Here is a 21,650-nt window from a genome sequence, read left to right on the forward strand (position 1 = left end):
GTTGAAGAGCGGGTTTAGGGCTTCTTGCCGGAGTAGTAGTTGCCGAGGAATTCGTCACGGTACTCGAAGTAGGTGCCGTCCTTGATGGCTTCGCGGGCGTCGTCTACCATGCGCACGATGAAACGCTCATTGTGGATGGAAGCGAGGGTTGCCGCCAGACGCTCGTCCGCCTTGAAGAGGTGACGCAGGTAAGCGCGGGTGTAGTGGGTGCAGGTGTAGCAGTCGCAGCCCTCGTAGATGGGCGAGAAGTCCGCCTTGAAGCGCGCGTTGGTGATGTTGTAGCGGCCGGTGGGGGAGTAGACGGCGGCGTTGCGCGCCACGCGGGTGGGGGAGACGCAGTCGAAGGTGTCCACGCCGTTCTCGATGCCGACGAAGATGTCGTCGGGTTCGGAGATGCCGAGCAGGTGGCGGGGCTTGGACTCGGGCAGCTCTTCGGCGCACCAGCGCACGATGGTGCCGAGGTTTTCCTTCTCGAGCGCGCCACCGATGCCGAAGCCGTCGAAGGGCATGGAACCGAGGTCCTGGCAGGCCTTGCGGCGCAGGTCCTCGTACTGGGCACCCTGAATCACGCCAAACAGCGCCTGGTAGGGCTTGCCCACACGCTCTGCGGTGAGGCGCTGGTGCTCAGCGATGCAGCGCAGCGCCCACAGGCGGGTGCGTTCGAGCGCCTCCTCCTGGTAGCCGCGGGAGTTGTACAGGGTGGTCAGCTCGTCGAAGGCGAACATGACGTCGGCACCAATCTGGTGCTGAACCTGCATGGACACCTCGGGGGTGAAGCGGTGAATCGAGCCGTCAATATGCGACTTGAAGTTCACGCCGTCGTCGTCAATGTGGGCGAGGCGTTCCTTGCCCTTTGCCACGTCGTCGTCACCGAGGGGGCGGCCGTCGGCGCCCTTAGCGCCCGCGACGGTACCCATGTCGATCACCTTCTTGAAGCCGGAGCCCAGGCTCATGACCTGGAAGCCGCCGGAGTCGGTGAAGGTGGGTCCGTCCCAGTTCATGAATGCGCCCAAGCCGCCTGCCGCGTCGAGGATTTCGGGGCCGGGCTGCAGGTACAGGTGGTAGGCGTTGGAGAGCAGAGCCTGAGCGCCGAGCTCCTTCATGGATTCGGGTAGGACCGCCTTGACGGTTGCCTTGGTGCCCACGGGGGTGAAGGCGGGGGTCTGGATCTGTCCGTGCGGGGTGGTGATGACACCGGTGCGTCCGCGGAACTGTCCGCCGTTGGCTTCTACACGTTCAGCGCTGGGGGAGGCGGTGTCCGCCAGGCGACTGGTGATGGTGAAGCCAAAGTCCTCGGTGGGGAAAGAGTTATCTAGAACGCTCATTCTTCTCTCGATTGTTTGCTTTCCGTCTGAATGTCTACACCCTAGCCTACCGGAAAACCCCGCCTCTCTTGCCGGAGGCGGGGTTCACGAGAATTTAGCTGAGGGTAGCTGGGTTTAGCTCGCCTTAGCCGGCGAAATCGCCGAGCATATCCACGGTCGGCACGAAGAAGAGGGTGCCGGTCACCGCAGTGCTGAAATCCAGCAGACGGTCGTAGTTGGCGCCATCCACGCCGGTGAACATGTTCATGAGCATCTTCCGGACGGTCGAGAAGGTGCTGGCGTAGCAGATGAAGTAGGTGCCCAGCTCGTTGTTACCCACGGTGCCGAAGGGCATGTTGTCGCGAATAACCTTGAAATCGTCACCGATATTGGCGATAGCGGAGTGCGAGTTGGCGGGCTTTTCGTCCTCGCTCATCTCGATGTCGTCGTGCTTGGAGCGGCCGATGACCTTCTCCTGCTCGGCAACGGGCAGGGCGTTCCACGCGGTCATGTCGTGGATGTACTTCTGCACGAACTGGTAGCTGCCGCCCCTGTACATGGGGTCGCTGTCACCGATGATGCCGAAGTATTCGCGTGCCGCGGGGGTCTGCGGGTTCTCGGTGCCGTCCACAAAACCGATGATGGAGCGGCCGTCCCAGTAGCGGAAGCCGTGCACCTCATCCACAACCTCAGCAATATCGCGCAGAGCCGCGGTAATAGCGGACGCCATATCGTAGGCGATGGACGGCTGGGTCGCGCGGATGTGGAAGTGCAAATCGCCGGGAGTGGACACCGCGGTGTGCTTATGGCCCCTAATCTCCTCGAACTCCACGAGCTCCTGCGGCAGCGGCTTGGGCAGATCCAGGGTCAGCCACGCGCTGTGGCTGATACCCAGCACAATGCTGGCGTTCTCGGGCGAGTAGCGGTTCGCGGCGGTGTGGTTGAGGTTAATGACGAGCCCGCAGAGGTTCTGAAAACCCTCAATGAGCGCATCCTGGCTGAGGCCTTCCTTGAACTTCCACACCATGAAAATGGTGTTAGCGTTCGGGCTGGCAGTGACCTGTTGTGATTCTGGTGCAAACATAAAACTCACCGTACGCCCGTGCGCACGCCCCTGCAATGAATCTAGCCCTAACCTTCTGCACAGGCCCTAACCTTCTGCGCTACTGAGAGAATGCGCCGATGCGAGAACGCACCGCAGGGAGAAGATTAGGGCTGGGGATAAAGAACAGCAGGGTTTTAGAAACTGTGCCTTAGAAACTGTGGGAGGCGAGGTACCGCGCATGCGCCAGACGCGCCGCCGTCTCAAAAATAGTCCACGCCTGCACCTGAGCGGACAGCTCCACCGGCGCGCCGGGCTTCACAACCTTGCTCATCGGCTCGGTGAACCGCGGGGAGAACTGCACGAGCGCCTTACCGCGAATCTCATTCGGGTCAATGCCGTACTCGTTCATCGGCAGGTTGGGGTCGAACTCGCGGCGACCCTCCCACAGGGCGCGTGCAGTCGAGTACACCAGGGTCGAGGCGAGCGCTCGCGCCTCATCACTGAGCAGCGGCGAGGACGCCGCCATGCCCAGGTAGCGCACGAGAATGCCGGTGAACAGGCCGCCGTCGCCGTCGCCGTGAGAGATGAGGATGCGGCGGCGCGCACCGGAGAGGAACTCCACCTCTTCGGTCATGTGCTTGACGATGCCGACGATGAGACGCTCGGCGCGCTCGGCGGGGTCTACCTCGCAGGGCACACCGGAGGCCGCCAAACTCAGCAGCGCGCCCAGGGCGGTTCCCTGGTTGTAGGTGAATTCGCTACGCTCGTATTCGTACTCCTCGCCGCGCACGTTCACTCCGTCAATATAGAGTGAACGTTCTGCATCCCAGAGGGTTTCGTTCATCCAGTCCATGAGCGCGGCGGCAGTCTTCGGGTCGCCCGCACGCGCATACGCCAGAGCAGTCGGCGCGGTCGCCGCAGCATTCACAAAATCACGCTTGGACTTGCGCCAACTCATGCCACCCACCGGGGAGAAACCCTTCGCCAACTGCTCAAAGAGGGCCGCGCCAGCATCCTGGGCGGCAACATCATTCGCGCCGGTCAGCTCAATGCAGAAGGAGTTCATGCGGCCCACCGCGAGGGTCAGCCACGCCATATCGTCAAAGTAGTCGTTTGCGAAGCGGCCGTAATTACGCACGTTAATGCCGCGCAATAGTGCGCGGGCGCGGTGCAGCTGCTCCTGGGCGGCAGTAATATCGCCTTCGCGCAGGTGACGCTGACCGGCATCAATCACACAGTCCAGCAGGTGCGCCTGCCACCAGTAGTGCCAAGCGTTCAGGCGCTGGCTCAGCGGGCGCGGGTCGGGCACCTGCACCGAACCGATGAGGGCGCCGGGAACGCCAAGAATACGGTGCACGAAGGTGTCGGTGACGCTGGCGGCTGCGGCAGCGGCATGCGAGGAGGTGCGCTCGGCGTACTCGCTAATCGACTCCAGAGACTGCGCGTTGTGGGAAGACGGCTGGGAATTCATGGACCCTCTGTAGTAGCGGTGAAGTATTACGTCTGAAATTATCCCACTTTTTGCCCTCTGAACGCCCGAATACTGTGGGCGGGCTCTCGGGTGTGATTCCTTTTCAAGAGCCCGCCGAGAAGATGCACCGCAGGGAACGGAGTGAACTCCACTCAAAAACCGGTTAGGAGGCGGCAGTCAGCGAACGCCCGCTGTACAGATCCACTCGCTCGCCGGTGATGGGATGCTCAAAATGCAGACTGTACGCCAGCAACTGCAGCGGGTACTCCGGGCGGTCTGGCGCGTCGGGTAGCACCTGCGGGTAGAGCACATCGCCCAGAATGGGGGCGCTGAGCATATTCAGGTGCGCCCGCAGCTGGTGCGTTTTGCCGGTGTGAGGCGCCAAATCATAGAGCGCCCATTCTCTATTCGGTTCCGCACGCCAACCAGCAACCGCCTGCGCGCTCGGAGTGAAAGTCCGCAGAATCTTCGCGGTCGTCAGCGTATTCGGCTCCACACCCTGCGCCGCGCACTGCTCCTCAGAAAGCTGCTGAACCTGCAGCTGGTCGCGAATCTTCTGAATATGTGAACGCACCTGTAGCCCCTCCGCACTCAGCGCCCGCTCGGCGGCGGCGGGGTCAGCGGGAACCGGCGCCACGGCGCGGTAGGTCTTCGACACCCGACGGTGCTGAAACATCATCTGGAAGGGGCGGCGCGCCTCCACGGTCTTAGCAAAAAGTAGCACGCCCGCGGTCGGGCGGTCCAGGCGGTGAATCGGAATCAGCAGCGGGTTCTGCTCACGCACCCGCAGCTTGGTCAGCGCGGTCTGCGCAATATAAGCACCGCGCGGGGTGGTCGGCAGAAAATGCGGCTTATCAATCGCCAGCACGTGCTCGTCCTCGTAGAGCACCGGCATATCGGAGGGTAGCTCCGGCTCATCGGCAAGCTCGCGGAAGTACCAGATGCGCTCGCCCGGCATGTAGGGGCTATCGCTGGTCAGCACCGTGCCGTCATCCAGGCGCACCTCGCCGGTATTAAAGCGGGCGTGAATAATCTGCGGGTCGTTCGGGTAGAAACGCGCAATCAGATAATCCGCGACGGTCGTCGGGGTGGTGCTGGTCGCGGAGCTACCGTTTGGGGCAAGCTCGGCGGGGAGCTCCTCCAGGTGCGGCAGAATCAGCTGAATCGGGTCAATGCCGTTCTTCTGTGCCAGCGGAGGGGTCAGGAGGCGGCGGTGTGTGCGGCGTGCAGGCTTCGCCTGGTAGTTTGCGCCGGGCTGCGTACTGGGCTGCGTGCGGGTGGTGTTCTGTGCGGGCATGGCTCTACTCTACCGCCTGAGCTCTAGTGTCTGGGCAGGGCAGAATTGGGGCTGAACATATGCGAGCCGAACTGGCTGCACTGAGCTGTGTACGGGTGGGGCTGTGTGCGGGTGGGGGCGGGGGAAATATTAACGTGGGTTTGGGTGTGGGGTTGCGAAATTTTGATTTGTCTGACACTCATGAATGTTTGTGTGAATACGTGGAACAGAAAACGAAAACTTCACAAATTTTTGAAATTATTGGACATTTAATTTAAAAAAAGTGCATTAATTTTACAAAAACTATCGATTGAGTGCGGTATTTTCGAAAATGCTGTCAAATCAGAAACTAATAACCCTCAATTTAGCCCCTGTGGTTTTTCTAATTATAAAAGATGTAAAGCAAGTAAAGACCTGCTAACCTGGGCATCCTACGTCATAAACGCCTTAATAAAAGCTGGAAACAGCCTTAAAGCGGTACGATTAAGGCACAGAAGTTCGAAATGTCGGACGAAGGGGTCGAAATGGGACAGAAACAGCGCAAGGATGCAGAGATTAAAGGAACAGCCCCGATGACAGCGATGCAATCGGACAATTCTAAAACACCGGAAAATAAAGCAGGAGAGGTTATGGAACATTCACAAAAGAATGCAGAGCCTCGTACCGGTGCCCTGCGCATGGAACCGCACGAACGCGAAGAGCAAATTCTGAAAATTGCTGCAGAACATTTCACTCGCCGCGGCGTGCTGGGTGCCTCCATGAGCGCTATCGCTCGCGATGCCGGCATCACTCGTGCCCTGCTTTACCACTACTTCCCCGGCAAGGACTCCCTGGCTGCCGCCGTCACTCGACGCGAAGCCAAAGCGGTCCTCGAAGCCCTGGGCGAGCATCACGAAAACCCCGAAGAGGCCCTGCGCAATGCACTGCGTACGTACTTCCTCGTCGTAGCCGGTGTCCCCACCCCCGGTGGGGAGGACTTCCCGAACAACCCCACCGACTACCTCGAATGGATGCTCAAGCGTACCGGCATGCCGATTAACGACCGCACCCGCGTCATTCTCGGTGGTTGGTTGCAGCTCGTCGACTACTTCGCCCTGCACGTCGTGCAGCTCAACCCCCGCGATCAGCGCACCGTTCGCTCCCGCGGGCTCGGGCTCGAAGAAGCTATCGACCTGTGCCTGGGCGCTGTGGACACCCTCACCGGCGGCTACTAGTCGCCGTAAGATGTGACAGGTCAACGTAGGACTTCCCGCTCCGATGTTTGGTTATGTGCTCCACGGCAAAGGCGACGTGGACATCCGGGCGGTTATTCCTCCGCCGCGCCGCATGCGACGTGGCGGACTCCGGGAACACCACCCGGATCGTGAGTAGGGAAACATAATGCCCCGCACCCCCTTGACGAGGGTGTGGGGCATTATGCTGCTCAGGTTGAGGTTAAAGGAATTATTTAATCTGAGGTTGAGCTTTAGGTTGTGCTTGGCTAAATGGCACGGCGCAGCGACAACCCCCGGACCGTCGCGTAGAAACCCTGCATCTGCAGTGCCGCACGCAGTGCCTCCACAGGGTGCTCCGTAACTTCGCCAGTGGCTGCGCCCTGTGCGGATGTGTTCAGCGTGTGGGTGCCCAAAAGCTCCACATCGTTGACCTTCTCCACCGAAATCTTCTCCGCACCACCGGCAGACACCAGGCGCGCCAGGGCGGGGGCAGCCGCCTCCAGAAGCACCGGGTCGGTGGTAAACGCCAGCAGAGTCTTCGCGCCGCGCTCCACGTACAGCACCGGGGCGCCGTCCACCAGCACCACGCAGGCGCCCGCCTTACGCGCCGGGCGGTGCTTCACCGTGCCCGCACCCTCGTGAGCAAAGGAGGGAATTGCGGGCCAGCTCAACGCCGCACCGTACGGGTTCGCCGGATCCGTCGCCGCCAGCAGGGTCACCGTGAATGTGCCGTACACCTGCTCGGTATCGGTACGCTGCGGGGTGTAGGCGCTCGCACCAAAACCCTGCGGACTTGCGGGGACGCTCAGGTTATCGGCGGTAGAACGCAGCAGGTCCACCGTCGCTGGGGCGGCAAATTGCGCCGCGCCCAAACCCTCAATAAAGTATCCGCGACGCACCAGCGCACGATCCTCAGCCGCCGAATAAATCCGGTACAGCTGCGAGAACCCGCCGGCAGAATCCTCCACCTGCAGGCACCCGCGAGTCAGCACACCGTAACGGTCCAGCAGCAGGTCGGCGCGTGCGAGCGCCGCAACGGTCGCCTCCACCGGCTCCTGCAGGAGCGTGTCCACGCGGGAGAAACGGCCGCTATCCTGCGGGGCAACGGCGGGAGCGGCGGCATGGAGCCCGCCGCGCAGGGAATGACCGCGCAGGGAACGCAGACCGCGCCCGGCGGCAGGCGCAGAGTAGCTGCCGGAACTATAACCGTCAGTGCCGTAGCCGCCCGCCATGGCGTTACCCATGGAGGCGCGCGCCGCCGCAATACGACCCGCACCGCGGCGACCCACCCGCGACAGGCGCGCGGGAGCCGCCGGCGTCGGATGCGCACTGCGGACGCCCGCAAGCATCGCCCGAACCGGCGCGAAACTATCGTTCGTCACCGCGCCAGACCACACCAGGCGCCACAGCGCCGCCGAAACCTCCGCCGCATCCGGGAAAGTCACCACCTGACCGGCAGGTGCCGCAGCGCTCATCAGCTGCGTCACCCGCTCACGCAGCGCCGGCACGAACAGGCCGCCGTGAGCCAGAGCCTCATAGATGGCGTGCTCCAGCGTGCCAGGAGTCTGTAGCGCCTCCCAAAGCTCGGGGTTCTCCGCGCGCACCAGCTGCTCCGGGTAGTCCTCGCCCATGGTCAGCTCACCCAGAGTCAGCGAGGAACTCTCGCTCAAATGCAGGCGAATCCAGCCGTCAGACTTCTGCGCGCTACCGCCGCCGAGCTGACCGGCGCCGGTGAAGAACACCCTGCCGCTGGCCATGAGCTCGTCCAGCATGTGCGGCTGGTAGCCGGGCACGCGCGCCGGAAGAATCAGCGTCTCCAGCGCGGAAGCCGGTACGCGCACACCCGCCAGCTGGTCGATGGCGGTGAGCAAATCCTCCGTGGCGGAGGTGGAGTCCTGGCTCGCATGGGTGGTGCCGTTTTCTGCCGTCGGATTGAATGATGCCGAGCCGAGGGGTGCCACCCTCTCGCCCACCACTGTGGCGGCGCGGCGGGAGGGTATGAACGCACCGTAGGCGCTCGCCTCCGGCAGGGTCTGCGCAATCCGCACGGATAAAGAACGAACGTTCTGCCACGAAGGAAGGAAAACGCCGTAGACCTGCACCGATACCGGCTCAATCTCCTCACGCAGCGCCGCCAGAGAACGGGCACGAATCGTGCGCAAAACCTGAGTATCCACCCACTCAACACCGACCGCCCCGGAGGCGCGCAGCACCTCGGGCAGGAACTCGCCAGAGCTTAGGCGGCGCTGCTGCTGAAGACGCTGCAACACCGGGGTCAGCACGCCCACACCCACCGGGGTCAGGCGCGAAAAATGCTCCGCCGCCTGCTGCGCCGTGAAGGGAATATGGGTGCGCGCATAGCGAGAAACCAGGTCCTCTAAAGGCTCCGCGACCGACTCCAAAAGGGCAGCAGGAAGCGCCGCGGCGGGCATAATGCCCAGTCCATCGCGCAGGCGCGCGGCATCCTCAACCACCGCATAGTACAGCTGCGGCTCGGCGGAATCGTCGGTAGCTCCCATGTCGGCAGCTCCCATGAACGAGAACGCGCGGCGCGAGCGCACCAGCTGCTCCGCCAGTTCGCACGCCTGCTCCACGCTGGCGTGCGCGCCGTACTCCTCGCCGTACTCCTCGCCGTAGTTTTCAGAATCCTCATGCTCAATGCCGGGCGCCTCAGTCGGCGGGTTGTCAGAGCGCAAACGCAGGCTCAACTCCCGCGCGCTCAACGGGCCCAGCTGACGCAGCAAATCCGCCACACCCTCCACACCGCAGGCGCGGTAACGCTCACCGGTGCGTTGCAGGCGTTGCTGAGTCTGCACTAGCACCGCCGGATCCAGCAGGTCACGCAGACCGCTCGAACCCAGCAACTCAGCAAGCAGCGCCGGGTCCAGCGAGAGCGCGGCGGCGCGGCGTTCGGCGGCGGGCGCATCGCCGTCGTAGAGATGCTCGGCAACGTACTCAAAGAGCAGAGTGCGCGCAAAAGGCGAAGGCTCGTTCGTCTCAACCTCCAGCATGGACACCGCCCGAGACTGCAGTGAACGGTGCACCTGAACCAGCGCCGGAACATCGTACACATCCTGCAGACACTCGCGCGCCGTCTCCAAAAGCACCGGAAAATCAGGGTACTTACGCGCCACATCCAGCAGCTGCGCCGCACGCTGACGCTGCTGCCACAGCGGGGTGCGCTTACCCGGATCACGGCGCGGTAACAGCAGGGCGCGCGCCGCATTCTCACGGAACCGAGACGCAAAAAGCGCAGAATCGCCCACGCGTTCGGTGACAATCGCCTCCAGCTCGTCCGGGTCGAAGAGGAACAGGTCAGCGCCGGGAGGCACATCCTCCATGGCGGGCAGACGGAGAATCAAGCCGTCATCGCTCGCCATGACGGAGGCGTCCACCCCGTACCGCTCCTCAATGCGGGCGCGCACCGCCAGCGCCCAGGGTGCGTGCACCCCGTAGCCCAGCGGCGAGTGCAAGACCACGCGCCAATCGCCCAGCTCATCGCGGTGCCGCTCCACAATCATGCGGGTGTCGGAGGGAACCGCACCGGTGGATTCGCGCTGCTCACGCAGGTAGGCGAGCAGATTATCGACCGCCCAGGTGTCCAGCCCGAGCTGTTCGAGCTGCTGGCGGGCGGCGGTGCTATCGGTGGCATCCAGGCTGGAGAGGGCGCGCGTGAACGCACCCGTCTGCACACCCAAGGCGTAGGGGCGGCCCATGCGGTCGCCGTGCCAGAAGGGCAGGCGCGCGGGCTGACCGGGCGCGGGGGAGACCCGCACCGCGTCGTGCGTAATTTCTTCAATGCGCCAGCTACTCGCGCCGAGGGTGATGACCTCGCCTGCGCGGGATTCGTACACCATTTCTTCGTCGAGCTCACCCACGCGCTTGGGGCCGCGCTCTTCATCGCTGCTAACCAGGTAGACGGGGAAGAGGCCGCGGTCGGGAATCGTGCCGCCGCTGGTGACGGCGAGGCGCTGCGCACCGGGACGACCCTCAATACTGCCGGAGGGAGCCTCCTCGGTGGGGGTGCGGTCCCAGATGATGCGCGGGCGCAGTTCGGCGAACTCGTCGGAGGGGTAGCGTCCGGCGAGCATCTCGAGCACGGAGTCGAAGAGGGCGCGCGGTAGCTCGGCGTAGGGGGCGCTGCGGCGTAGCGCTTCGTACCAGGAGTCCACGCTGATGGGGCCCAACGCGCAGGCGGCGACGGTCTGCTGTGCGAGCACGTCCAGGGGGTTGGTGGGGATAGCGAGCGGTTCGAGGGTTCCGCTGCGCATGCCGGCGAGGGTGACGGTTGCTCCGAGTAGGTCGCCGCGGTGCTTGGGGTAGAAGAATCCGCGCGAAATTTCGCCCACGCGGTGCCCGGCGCGACCCACGCGTTGCAGTGCGGAGGCGACCGAGGGCGGCGCCGCAACCTGAATGACAAGGTCCACGTGGCCCATGTCGATGCCCAGCTCCAGGGAGCTGGTGGCGACTACGCAGCGCAGGGTTCCGCCCTTGAGCGCCTCCTCGATGAGGGTGCGCTGTTCCTTGGACACGGAGCCGTGGTGCGCGCGGGCGAGCGGCGGCACCTCGGCGATGTCGCAGATGCCTGCCGCATAGTCTTCGGGGTTGATTCCCTGCTTTGCGAGCACGCGGCGTAGATGAATATCGTTGAGTGCCGCGGTGAGCTTTTCTGCTAGTCCACGCGAGTTAACGAAAACAATCGTAGAACGGTTGTTCTCAATATGGTCGACGATGCGCTCCTGCACGCGCGGCCAGATGGAAGTCTCGGGGCGCTCGCTATCGGGGGTGTCTCGCAGCGCCTTTTCGTGCAGCGCCCCTTCTAGCAATGCCTCTTCTGGGATGGTGAGCGTATTTTTGGGCGCGGCGTTATCGCCCTCCTGCGCCGGGCTCTCCTGCCCGGTTTCTTGTCCAGTTTCCTGACTAGTTTTCTGGCCAGGGAACACGCCAATGGCGTCTTCCAGGGTGTAGAGCATGCTCGCCGGGATGTTTGTGGCGCCGGGGGCAGGCTGTGCCGCACCTACCGGCGAGCCGGCAGAAGCTGAATCCCCGCTACCTCGCGCCTCCGAGGGCGCGTAGAGCCCCTGCCCGTAGTCGTTGGTGCCTCCGAGCGCCGCCATATCGGGTACGGGCACGCTCAGGCGCAGGTCCCATTCTTTGGCGACCGGGCGGCTCATGATGGTCACCGGCTGAATGCCGCCGAGGAACCGGGCGACCGCCTCCGGGTTTTCGACGGTTGCGGAGAGCCCAATGCGCTGTGCGGGCTTCGTAAGGAGCGCGTCGAGGCGTTCGAGGGAGACCGCCAGGTGTGCGCCGCGTTTGGTGGCGGCGAGGTTGTGAATCTCGTCCACGATCACGGTGGTTACGCCCGCGAGGGTGTTGCGGGCGGCGCTGGTGAGCATGAGGTAGAGGGATTCGGGGGTGGTGATGAGAATGTCGGGCGGGTTGCTGATGAGTTGGCGGCGTTCGCGTGCGGGGGTGTCGCCGCTGCGCACGCCCACGCTGATGCTGGGTTCGCCCGTCTCGTTTCCGCTCAGGCGGGTGATTCCGGCGAGGGGTGCGCGCAGGTTGCGTTCGACGTCCGCGCCGAGTGCTTTGAGTGGCGAAATATAAAGGATGCGCGTACCGCCTGCGGTGCCGGCTTCGTGTTCGCGGTGGAGGGCGTCGAGTGCCCAGAGGAAGGCGGCGAGGGTTTTACCGGAGCCGGTGGGGGCGATGATGAGGGTGTTGTTGCCGTTGCGGATGCTCTCCCAGGCGCCTTCTTGGGCGGCGGTGGGCGCGCTGAAGGTGGCGCGGAACCAGTCGCGTACGGGGGCGGAGAAGTGGGAGAGTGCGTCGGTCATGTATCTATTATGGCGGGGTTTATGGTGTGCGCCTCTTGAATTGTTGGGGGCTGGGGGAGGAAGATGTGCTTGACAGGTTCCGAACAAGCCCGTAATATTTTACTTGTAAAGTAATTGGCTGAGAGAACAACACAAAGGAGCACCACCATGACCCGTCTGAACGACGAACAGCTCATCAACCTCTTCCACGAACCGCGCACCGTCTCCTCCTTCACCGAGGAGCCCGTCACCGACGAACAGCTGCGCCGCATCCAGGAGCTGACCTTCTACGGCCCCACCGCCTTCAACAGCCAGCCCCTGCGCATCACCTGGGTTAAGAGCCCCGAAGCACGCGAGCGCCTCGTTGCACACCTGGCTGACGGCAACAAGGCTAAGACCCAGGCGGCACCGGTCACCGCGATTCTCTCCGCAGACGCAAACTGGGTAGAGCACGCTGAGACCTTCAACCCCAACGCTGCCAGCTTCATCAAGGGCTTCTACACCACCGAGGAGCTTGCTACCCCCGCCGCTGAGCTGAGCGCTCACCTGCAGGCAGGCTACTTCATCACCGCAATCCGCGCCCTCGGCCTGGACGCTGGCCCCATGACCGGCGCAGACTTCGCCGGCATCAAGAAGGAATTCTTCGCGGATAACGCAGAGATCCCCTTCCTGATCGTCAACCTCGGTCACGGTGAGGCGCCCGCATACCCGCGCGGTGCACGCTTCAGCCACGATGAGGTTGCCCGCTCCCTCTAAGAGCGCGCGGCTACCGCATGGCTAAAGCTAAACCCTAGATTTAGGCTTAAAGATAGTTCAAGGGCGGTTCCCCATCACGGGGAACCGCCCTTGAACTATATGTGAACTATATGCGCACACAACGTGCCAGAGATGTTGTCACATCTGCAATGCCGCGTTAGCGGGCACCAAACTGACCCACCGACAGCTGCGGAACAGACGAGGAACACGCGGTCGTATCCAGCGGAACAATCACGCCACCGGAACCGGAGGGAAGGCCCACCAGGAAGCCCTGAACCGGGCGGCTGCCGCAATCGTCACCGAAGCGTGCCGGGTACACCGAACGCAGCACCGCGGTGGTGCTATCGCCGGGGTTGAGGGTCACACCCGCAGGGTTCATGTACTCGTCGGAGGTGGAAGCCTCACGACCAACCCAGGTTCCCGAAGGACCCGCATGGACCACGCGCGGGTAGCCGCGCAGGGTGCAGGGGGAGTTCGAGGAGTTCTGGAAGTACAGGGTGTAGTTTCGAGCGCCGGGGGAGCCATCTCCAATGGCAACCGAAACGTTCAGGTCGTCCAGATCGCACTGGGTCGGTCCCTCAGCGTTGTTGTTGGAGGAGTTAGAGGACTTCTCCGAAGAGCTCGAGGAATTCGAGGAGTTGGAAGAACTCGACGAGTTCGAGGAACCGGAGGAATTCGAGGAGTTACCCGAAGAGCGAGAGCCCGACTGCGAAGACGAGTCTGAGCCCTTCTGGGAATCCTGCTGAGAATCAGAGTCGTCCGACTTGTTCTGCTCGGAACCCTCGTGGTGGGAATCGGCAGAAGTGGAGCTCTGCTTCGACTCGTGAGTCTCGGTGTGGGAGGAAGACTCGGAGTGCTCAGAGGAAGACTCGTGGTGCTCCGCGTCGGGGGAGTTCACCACGGTAATGGAACCCGGGCTCACCGAAGGGGTAGCCCCGTCGGAGGCTACTCGAATCGTGCCGGGCTTGACCGAAGCCGAAGCGCTCGGCTGTGCCGAGGTGCCTTCAGCTTCCTGACCGGCCTGGGACGCGCCGCATCCACTGAGCGCGAGCACGCAACAGAGGAGGGTGGTTGATGCGAGTACCTGAGCCGATTTAAACATGATTACATCGCCGCCTGCATTTGGATTTCTGCTCCGTCCATACCGGGGGCGTACTCGACCTGGCAGCACAGGCGGGAGTACTCGTTGGCGACGTCATCGACCATGTCGAGCAGGTCCTGCTCAGCTTCGGTGCGCTCACCGGAAGCCTCGAAGTGCTCGGGGTCGATGAAGCCGTGGCAGGTAGCGCAGGATGCGTTACCACCGCAGGTTGCGAGGACCGGCACGCCGTTAGCCTGGAGGGTTTCCAGGAGGGTGTGGTGGTCTTCCCACTGAATGTCGTAGTTTACGCCTGCTTCGTCAGTGACCTTAATCGTTACGCCCATGCGTTCTCCTTCTTCTGTAGTGATGCGTTTCTATTGTAGAGGCAGGGGCTGTTATTCACCGTACTTTGTGGCGCATCCCCAACCCTACCGTCACGCATATCACGGGAACGCATATTAATTTTTATGCTGAGTAGCATGTCTGTATTGCCCCCAGTCTACCCCGTATTGCCCTGACAACGCGGGATATAGGCGCATATGAATACTGCCCCCAGATGCAAAGACATGCTGGGGGCAGTATAAAGAACCGGCACGCGGGCGCGCTTCAACGGCTATGCTTCAACTGTGACGAAGACCTACTCGGATTCCTTCTCCGCCGTCTTCTCCGCGCTCTTCTCGGCGTCCTGCTTTTCTGCGCTGTGGTCATCAGTATTCTGGGTGTTTCGTCCCGAGCCGCGCACAATACCGCGTACACTATCGCGCGGATCAGCGTAACGCAGGTCGATACCGAAGGTATTGCGGATCTGGCGCGCCGAGTTCAGGTGCCAGCGCTGCGAATCCGAGGGGGTTACGGAGGTGACCGCCTTCTGACCCGGAGCCAGCTTCTCATGGCGAATATCGTAGTGTTTACCGCCCATGGTGATGGTGAAGCCGTGCTCCTGCAGTAGCTGCACGAACGCATCCACATCGTGCGGAATCTTGCGGCCGCGCTGCCTCTTCGTACCGCTCATCCTCGGCTGCGATTCGAAGGGGTTACGGCTGGGCGCGGTGCCGCGGCTAATACGAATCACCTGCTGGTCGGAGTGCGAGAACTCCACCTGGTAGCCGTTGAGCGAGTACACGGTGCGGCTACTGCCGGGAATCGGGCGGCGGTCCTCAGCCTCATCGAGGATGCGGGCAATGTACTCGCCGGTCAGGCCGAGCGCCTTCAGCTGTGCCTGAGCCTCGGGGGAGAGCTGGTAGCCTCCCGCGAGAGCCTGCAGCGGGCGTAGCGCGAGCACCTCGGCGGTCAGGGGGTTGAGCACCACCTGGTAGCCTTCTTCCTCATGCGTGTAGAGGGTGACTTCGCGGCCGTAACGGTTCTCCTGCGCGCTTTCTTGAACCACCGTGCTTGCGGGGGATTCGATGATGTCCAGCAGCAGCTCGTAGGTGAGCCCGTGGCGCATCATGTAATCCATGACGCCGGGGAGCACACCGTAGATGCGGCGGCGCGGCGGCACGTCACCGTAGAATTCCTTCTCGATGCGCGCGGCAATACGCTGGTTCTCCAGCGGCACCTCGGTCAGCGGAATGAGGCGCTGGTTGGAGGGGCGAATCTTGGCGCGTGCGGCGGCGGGCTTGGGCGCCTGACGGTATGCGTCCACGAGTGCCTGCTGCTGCTCCATGAATTCCTGGGCAATGAGCGGTAGGAGGGTGAAGTAGAGCTCTGCCGCTTCGGGCTTGAGCGCGCCGTTCTCATCGAGTAGGGAGGCGCCATCCTTGGAGAGCAAATCCCACGGCTTATCGCTTGCAGTGTTCTCTTCGGAGCCCTGCTCATCGCGGTAGCTATAGGCGGCGAGGGAGGCAAGCTCCTGCAGACGAACGTACACCTCGAGAGGAACGGTAATCTGCTTAGCGGACATTATTTCTCCTCCTCGGTGGTGTTTTCTGCCTGGGCTGCCTTATCTTCTGCCTGTTTCGCCAGGGTGTTGCTGAGCTCTTCGAGCTGTGCCTTGCGCAGGTTCTCCGCGTGCAGAACATGGAAATCCGGGGTCTTCGCCAGGGCAAGAACGGTCCGCTCATCGGGCGAAACCGCAATTTCCAGACCCTGCGCCGCGTAGATGCGGGTCCAGCCTTCAGCCATGCGCACGCTCTCGGGGCTGCTCAGCGCCTGAAGCATCAGGTCGAAAACGAACGGCGGGTTCTTCTTCAGGAAGGTCCGGGCGCGCTCGCTGAATTCGAGCTCCAAGGCGTTGAGCGAGGTGTATTCGCCCTGAGCCAGGGATGCCTGTACCGCTTCGTTGTATTCGGCGTCGTATTCGTCAATGACGGTGATAACTTCGGCGGAGGCGGTGTTTACGTCCACTCGGTAGTCGTCGTGGGTGAAGCGAATCGTCCAGTCGTTGAGGCGTTCTGCCGCGCCTTCACGCAGGATGGTGCGCACGAGCTCTTCGCTGATATTTTCTCGTTCGAGGCGGGCGCGTAGGCTCGGGCGCAGACGGTAGCTGCGTTCGCGGTCCTCGGCGGTAATGGCGCGAGGTCCGGTCGGTTCGGCGGCTACCGGCTTTGCGGCGGGTGCGCTGGTGGCAGCCGGAGTAGCGGGGACCGGCGCACCGGGCTTCGGCGCGCTCGGTAGGGACTGGCTGAGTACGGGCAACTCTTCAACAGGCGCCTGCTCGCTAGATACTGCCGTATGGGTAGCTTCTGCGGCTTCGGTAGCCTGTTGGCGGGTACGCAGACCCTCCAGGTACTCTTCGATGCGCGGCGGACGGAAGGTCAGCGTGGACTTGCGGAACATACCGGGGGAGGGAGCACCGGGAGTAGGTGCTACCGGCTTCGGCGCAGCGGGCTTGGGTACTGCAGGTTTCGGTGCAGCGGGCTTGGGCGCTGCGGGAGCAACCGTGGTGGGCGTCGGAACCGTCTCTTCTGTAGTCGCCTCTGCAGGTGCCTCCACGGGCGCTTCTTCCGGCACGCTGGGAGCCGGGGTAGGAGTCGGGGCGGGTGCCTGCGCCGCGCGGGCGGCAAAGAGCGCGGGGGAGGGCGCGGGCTTCGGGGCCGCAGGCTTGGGCGCAACAGAAGCGCTCACTTCCGTGCCCTTAACTACTGCAGGTTCGGCGGGGCTAGTTTCAACCTCAGCCGTAGGCTCTACAGTATTTTCAGCTGACGGCTCTTGCAGCTCGCCCTGTTCCTTATCAACAGGCTCTTCCTCACCGCGACGTAGGGCGGCAACGAGTTCCTGGCGGGAAGTATAAGGAATGATTTCCTCGGGCGAATCGATATATCGCGGGAAATTCTCGTAGAGAATCTTCGCCGCGGCCTCAAAGAGCTTTTCTACTGTGGTGTTGGCGGCGGGTGCGCAAGGGCAGAGGAGCTCTTGGCGCTGCGCGTCATAGATGGACCAGTGGGCGCATCGTTCGGTGGGCGGGAAGTAATCGAGGGTTCCCAAATCAGCAATATCAATGAGCGCACCTATCAGGGACTGCGGAATGGATAGCTGTGCCATAGTGCTCCTTTGCGTTGTCTACTCTCCAACCTATGCGTGGAGGGTCCTCTTTCCATCCTAGGCGTTTTTTGGCGGGTGTGCCCCGGAGCACGTCATCTGGGAGCGTAAATCTGCGGATTCACAGGTTGAGGCGCACTTTTGGCTCAGTTTTTGGGTGCGGATGCGGCGGCGGCTGGTGGAGCGTCCTTGCTGCACCCCTACATAGGTATCTCTATGCGCTGTAGTTTCTGCGCGCTGCGCCGTCTGCCGCGCGTGCGGTGCCTTGTGCTGTACCCGGCGCTTTCGGTGGGGCACTTTTTGAGCGTATTTCTGGGGATACAAAAAATCCCCGGTTCCGAAGAACCGGGGATCGTTGGTGCGCCCGAAGGGATTCGAACCCCCAACCTTCTGATCCGTAGTCAGATGCTCTATCCGTTGAGCTACAGGCGCATGTTCCTCGCTTCGGATTTCTTCAACCCGTCGCGGCAACAGGTACTACTATACGGATGTCCTCAAGGGTGTGCAAGCCGAAAAACTCGAAATTGACCCAAAATCCCCTCCGCAGAAATCGAAAGTACCCCGTTTTGCCGCATGATTCCGGGGTTTTTCGTGTCGTAAAATTTTTTCAAAATATTTTCTCGGCACCCTAAAACCGGCACTGCAGGTCCCTGAAATCCCCCGGAGGATCCCGTCGTAAGCCCTAAAAATTCTTTACAGAAATCCTCTCGTATTCTAAGAATGTGATGCGCAGAACTTAAGAAATGGCGTTATAGAAAGCTCTATAGACCATTAATGCGTTATTCTGTAAGCATCACGAGGAAGTGGAGACTGTCCAAGCGTGCATATTCACCATTGTTTGCACGCTTGTAGTGTTTAACTGCTTCTTTGTTACCGCAGACCTATCCGGATCAATGTAGTATCCGGGCCACCGATTGAAGGGGAAAATGTCAATGGCTGACACCTCAACTCGTACTCTCTCTGCTGAGCTCGAAAAGGAGCTGCAGAGCGCACCCACTACCCACCAGGGCCTTCTGGACTGGGTTCGCGAAGTTGCGGCACTGACCCAGCCCGCACACATCTACTGGGTCGATGGCACCCAGGAAGAATACGACCGCCTCGCTCAGGAACTGGTCGACGCTGGCACCTTTGTTCGCCTCAGCGATCACGAATTCCCGAACTCTTACGCAGCTTTCTCCGATCCTGACGACGTTGCACGTGTCGAGGAGCGCACCTTCATCTGCTCCGAGACTGAAGAAGGCGCAGGCCCGACCAACAACTGGCGCGACCCCGTCGAAATGAAGCAGACCCTGACCGGTCTGTTCGAGGGCTCCATGCGCGGTCGTACCATGTACGTCATTCCCTTTGTCATGGGCTCCCTGAAGGCTAAGAACCCCAAGATTGCTGTTGAGCTCAGCGACTCCGCATACGTTGTCTGCTCCATGCGCATCATGGCAACCATCGGTAAGGACGTTCTTGCCAAGCTGAACGAGACCAACGGCTTCTTCGTCAAGGCTCTGCACAGTGTTGGTGCACCCCTGGAGCCCGGTCAGGAAGATGTTCCCTGGCCTTGCAATCCCGAGAAGTACATCGTCCAGTTCCCCGAGACCCGCGAAATCTGGTCCTTCGGCTCCGGTTACGGCGGTAACGCACTGCTCGGTAAGAAGTGCTACGCACTGCGTATCGCATCCGTTATCGGTCGCGACGAGGGCTGGATGGCAGAGCACATGCTCATCCTGAAGGTCACCAACCCCGAGGGCAAGGTTCGCTACATCTCCGCAGCGTTCCCCTCCGCATGTGGCAAGACCAACTTCGCAATGATGGAGCCCACCATTGACGGCTGGAAGGCTGAGATGGTCGGCGACGACATCGCATGGATTGAGTTCGACGAGAACCACCAGGCACGCGTGGTCAACCCCGAGGCTGGCCTGTTCGGCGTGGCACCGGGCACCGGTTACTCCACCAACCCGAACGCTATGAAGGCTATCGCCAAGGGCAACACCATCTTCACCAACGTTGCTCTGACCGACGACGGCTCTGTCTGGTGGGAGGGCAAGACCGACGAGGCTCCCGCACACCTGACCGACTGGACCGGTAAGGACTGGACCCCCGAGTCCGGTCGCCCGGCAGCTCACCCGAACTCCCGCTTCTGCACCCCCGCATCCCAGGTCGACATGCTCGCTCCCGAGTACTACGACCCCGAGGGTGTGCCGCTGAGCGCTATCGTTCTGGGCGGTCGCCGTAAGACCACCATCCCGCTGGTTTCCGAGTCCGAGAGCTGGGAGCAGGGCGTCTTCCGCGCAGTTACCCTCTCCTCCGAGACCACCGCGGCTGCTAAGGGTGCTGTCGGCGTGATTCGCCGCGACCCGATGGCAATGCTGCCCTTCATCGGCTACAACGCTGGTGACTACTTCAAGCACTGGCTGGACCTGGGCAAGAAGCACGGCACCGAGAACATGCCGAAGGTCTACTACGTCAACTGGTTCCGCCGCACCCCCGACGGTGGCTTCGCGTGGCCCGGCTTCGGCGAGAACTCTCGCGTTGTGAAGTGGATCTTCGACCGCCTCGACGGCAAGGCTGGCGGCCAGGAGACCTTCCTGGGCACCGTTCCCACCAAGGAAGACCTGGACCTGACCGGTCTGGAAATCTCCGAGGAAGAGCTGAAGGCTGCTCTGGCTGTCTCGAAGGAAGAATGGGCTGCTGAACTGCCCGGCATCGACGAGTGGCTGGAGAAGTTCGGCGACAAGCTGCCCGCTGAGGTTCGCGAACAGCGCGACGCTCTGGCGAAGGCTCTGGAGGACTAAGACACTCCAGCTAATACCTAAGGTTTAGCGCCTTGAAGGGGTGGAATCTCTCGGTGAGATTCCACCCCTTCTTTCCGTTTGGGGGAAATTTGAATCCCTGTCAGTTGGGGGAGTGATAAGTTTTCTTGCAAAGGCGTGAGTGTAAGGCTATGCAGTCCACTTGCTCTTGAGAAATACTTTAAGATCCTCGCCGGGATGGTTTGGTGCAGAAGTGGCTATCCATAATTTCTTGCCTCTCTTGCCGCCCCTATACAATTCCAATGTAAGATTTTTGAACGCGTCGAACCCGCCCGGGCTCGCGCATCCGTTGCCGTCTCTATGGAAGTTCTCTGTGGAAGTGACGGCGGCACGAGAGATGAGAAGGAGTATCCATGCGTTTGACAGCATTCTCGGATGTCTCGCTCCGCGTTCTGATGCTCCTGTCTGCTCTGGAGCCCGGTCAGAAGCTTTCCACTCAGAAGATCTCTGAGGGAGTGGACACCCCCTACAACCACGTGGCGAAGGCTGTGGCTTTCCTCGTGAACATGGGTTACCTGGATTCGACTCGCGGTCGCGCCGGTGGCGTCATGCTTTCCGATGCTGGTCGTTCTGCGACCGTCGGCACTGTTCTTCGTGCTACTGAGGGTGATATCCCCATGATTGAGTGCGAGGATGAGAACGGCCACTGCCCCCTCGATAAGTTCTGCCGCCTGCGCAATGTGCTGGCGAAGGCTCGTGAGGCGTTCTATGCTTCGGTGGACTCGGTTGTGATTAGCGAGCTGACTGCCGGTGCACGTCCCGTTGGCCCGGTATTTGTGGAGCTAGGCTTCGCGCCTCCGGAGAATGCGCTGCCTGCACGCTAAAGGAATACGTGGTACCTGTGGAGCTTTCCGGTGGGAGGCTCCATAGAGTTTTTAACACGAAGTTTAGGGTGTTTCTGCGGTTGACGCGGGGGCTGCTGGGCGGTTCGCGCGGGGTTCTCTCGGCTTTCTTGCAGGGGGTTCTTGCAGGGTTTTCGAGGGGAGTGGGGAGTATTTTGCCGCTGCCTGCGTGACTGCTGGAACCTGCGTGAGTCCTAAATTTGTGCAGTAAATACAGAATATTGCAAATTTGCTTTTCAAATGCAGAAAATGTGACCATATTCATTTTTGCACCACACTGCATACTTTCCATAGTAAATATATTTTCATTCCAGAATTTTTATGCAGACTTCGGGGCTAGTCACCCGGCGAACTCAAAAACAGTGCTGAAAATATATAGTGTGACGCGGGGCTCTCTCTTTGAGTCAAGCTGAACCATAAGTCTCGCCTAGACCCCTCAACACCCCTCAGGGAGTGACCTGCACTCAGCGCAAACACAGCACAAAATGCTACGGTAAGGGTGTTTTATCAACACTCCGTCACCAACTAAGCTGCCCGAGTGAACGCCCCACCCACACCGGG

At 61.6% G+C, this 21,650-nt stretch carries 13 protein-coding genes and 1 tRNA gene; 4 read left to right on the forward strand and 10 right to left on the reverse strand.

Annotated features, from left to right (window positions below; genetic code table 11):
* Positions 1–14 precede the first annotated feature (14 nt).
* The 4 genes from tgt to HMPREF2842_RS00485 all read right to left on the reverse strand — a co-directional run bounded on the left by tgt (position 15) and on the right by HMPREF2842_RS00485 (position 5,117).
* Positions 15–1,325 carry a tRNA guanosine(34) transglycosylase Tgt gene (tgt, locus tag HMPREF2842_RS00470; protein ID WP_070641819.1) on the reverse strand — a complete coding sequence of 437 codons (1,311 nt, stop codon included), beginning with the start codon at positions 1,323–1,325 and terminating at the stop codon, positions 15–17.
* Positions 1,326–1,449: 124 nt separating this feature from the next.
* Positions 1,450–2,388: a Dyp-type peroxidase gene (locus tag HMPREF2842_RS00475; RefSeq protein ID WP_070641821.1), complete on the reverse strand. Its 939-nt coding sequence runs from the start codon at positions 2,386–2,388 to the stop codon at positions 1,450–1,452.
* 169 nt (positions 2,389–2,557) lie between these two features.
* A complete protein-coding gene (locus HMPREF2842_RS00480; protein WP_070641822.1) occupies positions 2,558–3,820 on the reverse strand; it encodes a glycoside hydrolase family 76 protein in 1,263 nt (420 codons plus the stop codon).
* Between the two features lie 163 nt (positions 3,821–3,983).
* The gene (locus HMPREF2842_RS00485; protein ID WP_070641824.1) at positions 3,984–5,117 is read right to left on the reverse strand and encodes a pseudouridine synthase; all 1,134 of its coding nucleotides are present in this window, start codon (positions 5,115–5,117) and stop codon (positions 3,984–3,986) included.
* 608 nt (positions 5,118–5,725) lie between these two features.
* Between HMPREF2842_RS00485 and HMPREF2842_RS00490 the strand changes: the two genes are divergently transcribed.
* Positions 5,726–6,310 carry a TetR/AcrR family transcriptional regulator gene (locus HMPREF2842_RS00490; protein ID WP_044150799.1) on the forward strand — a complete coding sequence of 195 codons (585 nt, stop codon included), beginning with the start codon at positions 5,726–5,728 and terminating at the stop codon, positions 6,308–6,310.
* Positions 6,311–6,576: 266 nt separating this feature from the next.
* On the opposite strand, the gene HMPREF2842_RS00495 is transcribed toward HMPREF2842_RS00490, so the two are convergent.
* A complete protein-coding gene (locus HMPREF2842_RS00495) occupies positions 6,577–12,150 on the reverse strand; it encodes a DEAD/DEAH box helicase (protein ID WP_070641826.1) in 5,574 nt (1,857 codons plus the stop codon).
* Positions 12,151–12,297: 147 nt separating this feature from the next.
* Here HMPREF2842_RS00495 and HMPREF2842_RS00500 point away from each other — a divergent pair, with 147 nt between their 5' ends.
* Positions 12,298–12,885 (forward strand): malonic semialdehyde reductase, encoded by a 588-nt coding sequence (locus HMPREF2842_RS00500; protein ID WP_070634324.1) that lies wholly within the window; start codon positions 12,298–12,300, stop codon positions 12,883–12,885.
* 157 nt (positions 12,886–13,042) lie between these two features.
* Here HMPREF2842_RS00500 and HMPREF2842_RS00505 read toward each other — a convergent pair whose 3' ends face one another.
* From HMPREF2842_RS00505 to HMPREF2842_RS00525, 5 genes are all read right to left on the reverse strand, one after another.
* On the reverse strand, positions 13,043–13,987 hold the full coding sequence (locus tag HMPREF2842_RS00505) for a DUF4232 domain-containing protein (protein ID WP_070641827.1): 945 nt from the start codon (positions 13,985–13,987) through the stop codon (positions 13,043–13,045).
* A gap of 2 nt (positions 13,988–13,989) precedes the next feature.
* The gene (locus tag HMPREF2842_RS00510) at positions 13,990–14,310 is read right to left on the reverse strand and encodes a 2Fe-2S iron-sulfur cluster-binding protein (protein ID WP_005509285.1); all 321 of its coding nucleotides are present in this window, start codon (positions 14,308–14,310) and stop codon (positions 13,990–13,992) included.
* Between the two features lie 293 nt (positions 14,311–14,603).
* Positions 14,604–15,869, reverse strand: a complete 1,266-nt coding sequence (locus HMPREF2842_RS00515) for a cell wall biosynthesis glycosyltransferase (RefSeq protein WP_070641830.1) — start codon at positions 15,867–15,869, stop codon at positions 14,604–14,606.
* Positions 15,869–17,449 (reverse strand): DNA repair protein, encoded by a 1,581-nt coding sequence (locus tag HMPREF2842_RS00520; RefSeq protein WP_070641831.1) that lies wholly within the window; start codon positions 17,447–17,449, stop codon positions 15,869–15,871. The genes HMPREF2842_RS00515 and HMPREF2842_RS00520 overlap by 1 nt, the downstream gene beginning before the upstream one ends.
* Positions 17,450–17,802: 353 nt before the next feature.
* Positions 17,803–17,878, reverse strand: a tRNA-Arg gene (locus HMPREF2842_RS00525).
* Between the two features lie 500 nt (positions 17,879–18,378).
* Between HMPREF2842_RS00525 and HMPREF2842_RS00530 the strand changes: the two genes are divergently transcribed.
* Complete coding sequence (locus HMPREF2842_RS00530) at positions 18,379–20,229, forward strand: phosphoenolpyruvate carboxykinase (GTP) (RefSeq protein WP_005507163.1); 1,851 nt, start codon at positions 18,379–18,381, stop codon at positions 20,227–20,229.
* A 371-nt stretch (positions 20,230–20,600) separates the two neighbouring features.
* Positions 20,601–21,071 (forward strand): RrF2 family transcriptional regulator, encoded by a 471-nt coding sequence (locus HMPREF2842_RS00535; RefSeq protein ID WP_005507162.1) that lies wholly within the window; start codon positions 20,601–20,603, stop codon positions 21,069–21,071.
* Positions 21,072–21,650 lie beyond the last annotated feature (579 nt).

The organism is Rothia sp. HMSC069C10 (assembly GCF_001812205.1).
In the GTDB taxonomy this organism is placed as follows: Bacteria; Actinomycetota; Actinomycetes; order Actinomycetales; family Micrococcaceae; genus Rothia; species Rothia mucilaginosa.

Coding starts and splice junctions, on each gene's coding strand:
- tgt (WP_070641819.1), bottom strand. CDS start 1,325: ATGAGCGTTCTAGATAACTCTTTCCCCACCGAGGACTTTGGCTTCACC.
- HMPREF2842_RS00475 (WP_070641821.1), bottom strand. CDS start 2,388: ATGTTTGCACCAGAATCACAACAGGTCACTGCCAGCCCGAACGCTAAC.
- HMPREF2842_RS00480 (WP_070641822.1), bottom strand. CDS start 3,820: ATGAATTCCCAGCCGTCTTCCCACAACGCGCAGTCTCTGGAGTCGATT.
- HMPREF2842_RS00485 (WP_070641824.1), bottom strand. CDS start 5,117: ATGCCCGCACAGAACACCACCCGCACGCAGCCCAGTACGCAGCCCGGC.
- HMPREF2842_RS00490 (WP_044150799.1), top strand. CDS start 5,726: ATGGAACATTCACAAAAGAATGCAGAGCCTCGTACCGGTGCCCTGCGC.
- HMPREF2842_RS00495 (WP_070641826.1), bottom strand. CDS start 12,150: ATGACCGACGCACTCTCCCACTTCTCCGCCCCCGTACGCGACTGGTTC.
- HMPREF2842_RS00500 (WP_070634324.1), top strand. CDS start 12,298: ATGACCCGTCTGAACGACGAACAGCTCATCAACCTCTTCCACGAACCG.
- HMPREF2842_RS00505 (WP_070641827.1), bottom strand. CDS start 13,987: ATGTTTAAATCGGCTCAGGTACTCGCATCAACCACCCTCCTCTGTTGC.
- HMPREF2842_RS00510 (WP_005509285.1), bottom strand. CDS start 14,310: ATGGGCGTAACGATTAAGGTCACTGACGAAGCAGGCGTAAACTACGAC.
- HMPREF2842_RS00515 (WP_070641830.1), bottom strand. CDS start 15,869: ATGTCCGCTAAGCAGATTACCGTTCCTCTCGAGGTGTACGTTCGTCTG.
- HMPREF2842_RS00520 (WP_070641831.1), bottom strand. CDS start 17,449: ATGGCACAGCTATCCATTCCGCAGTCCCTGATAGGTGCGCTCATTGAT.
- HMPREF2842_RS00530 (WP_005507163.1), top strand. CDS start 18,379: ATGGCTGACACCTCAACTCGTACTCTCTCTGCTGAGCTCGAAAAGGAG.
- HMPREF2842_RS00535 (WP_005507162.1), top strand. CDS start 20,601: ATGCGTTTGACAGCATTCTCGGATGTCTCGCTCCGCGTTCTGATGCTC.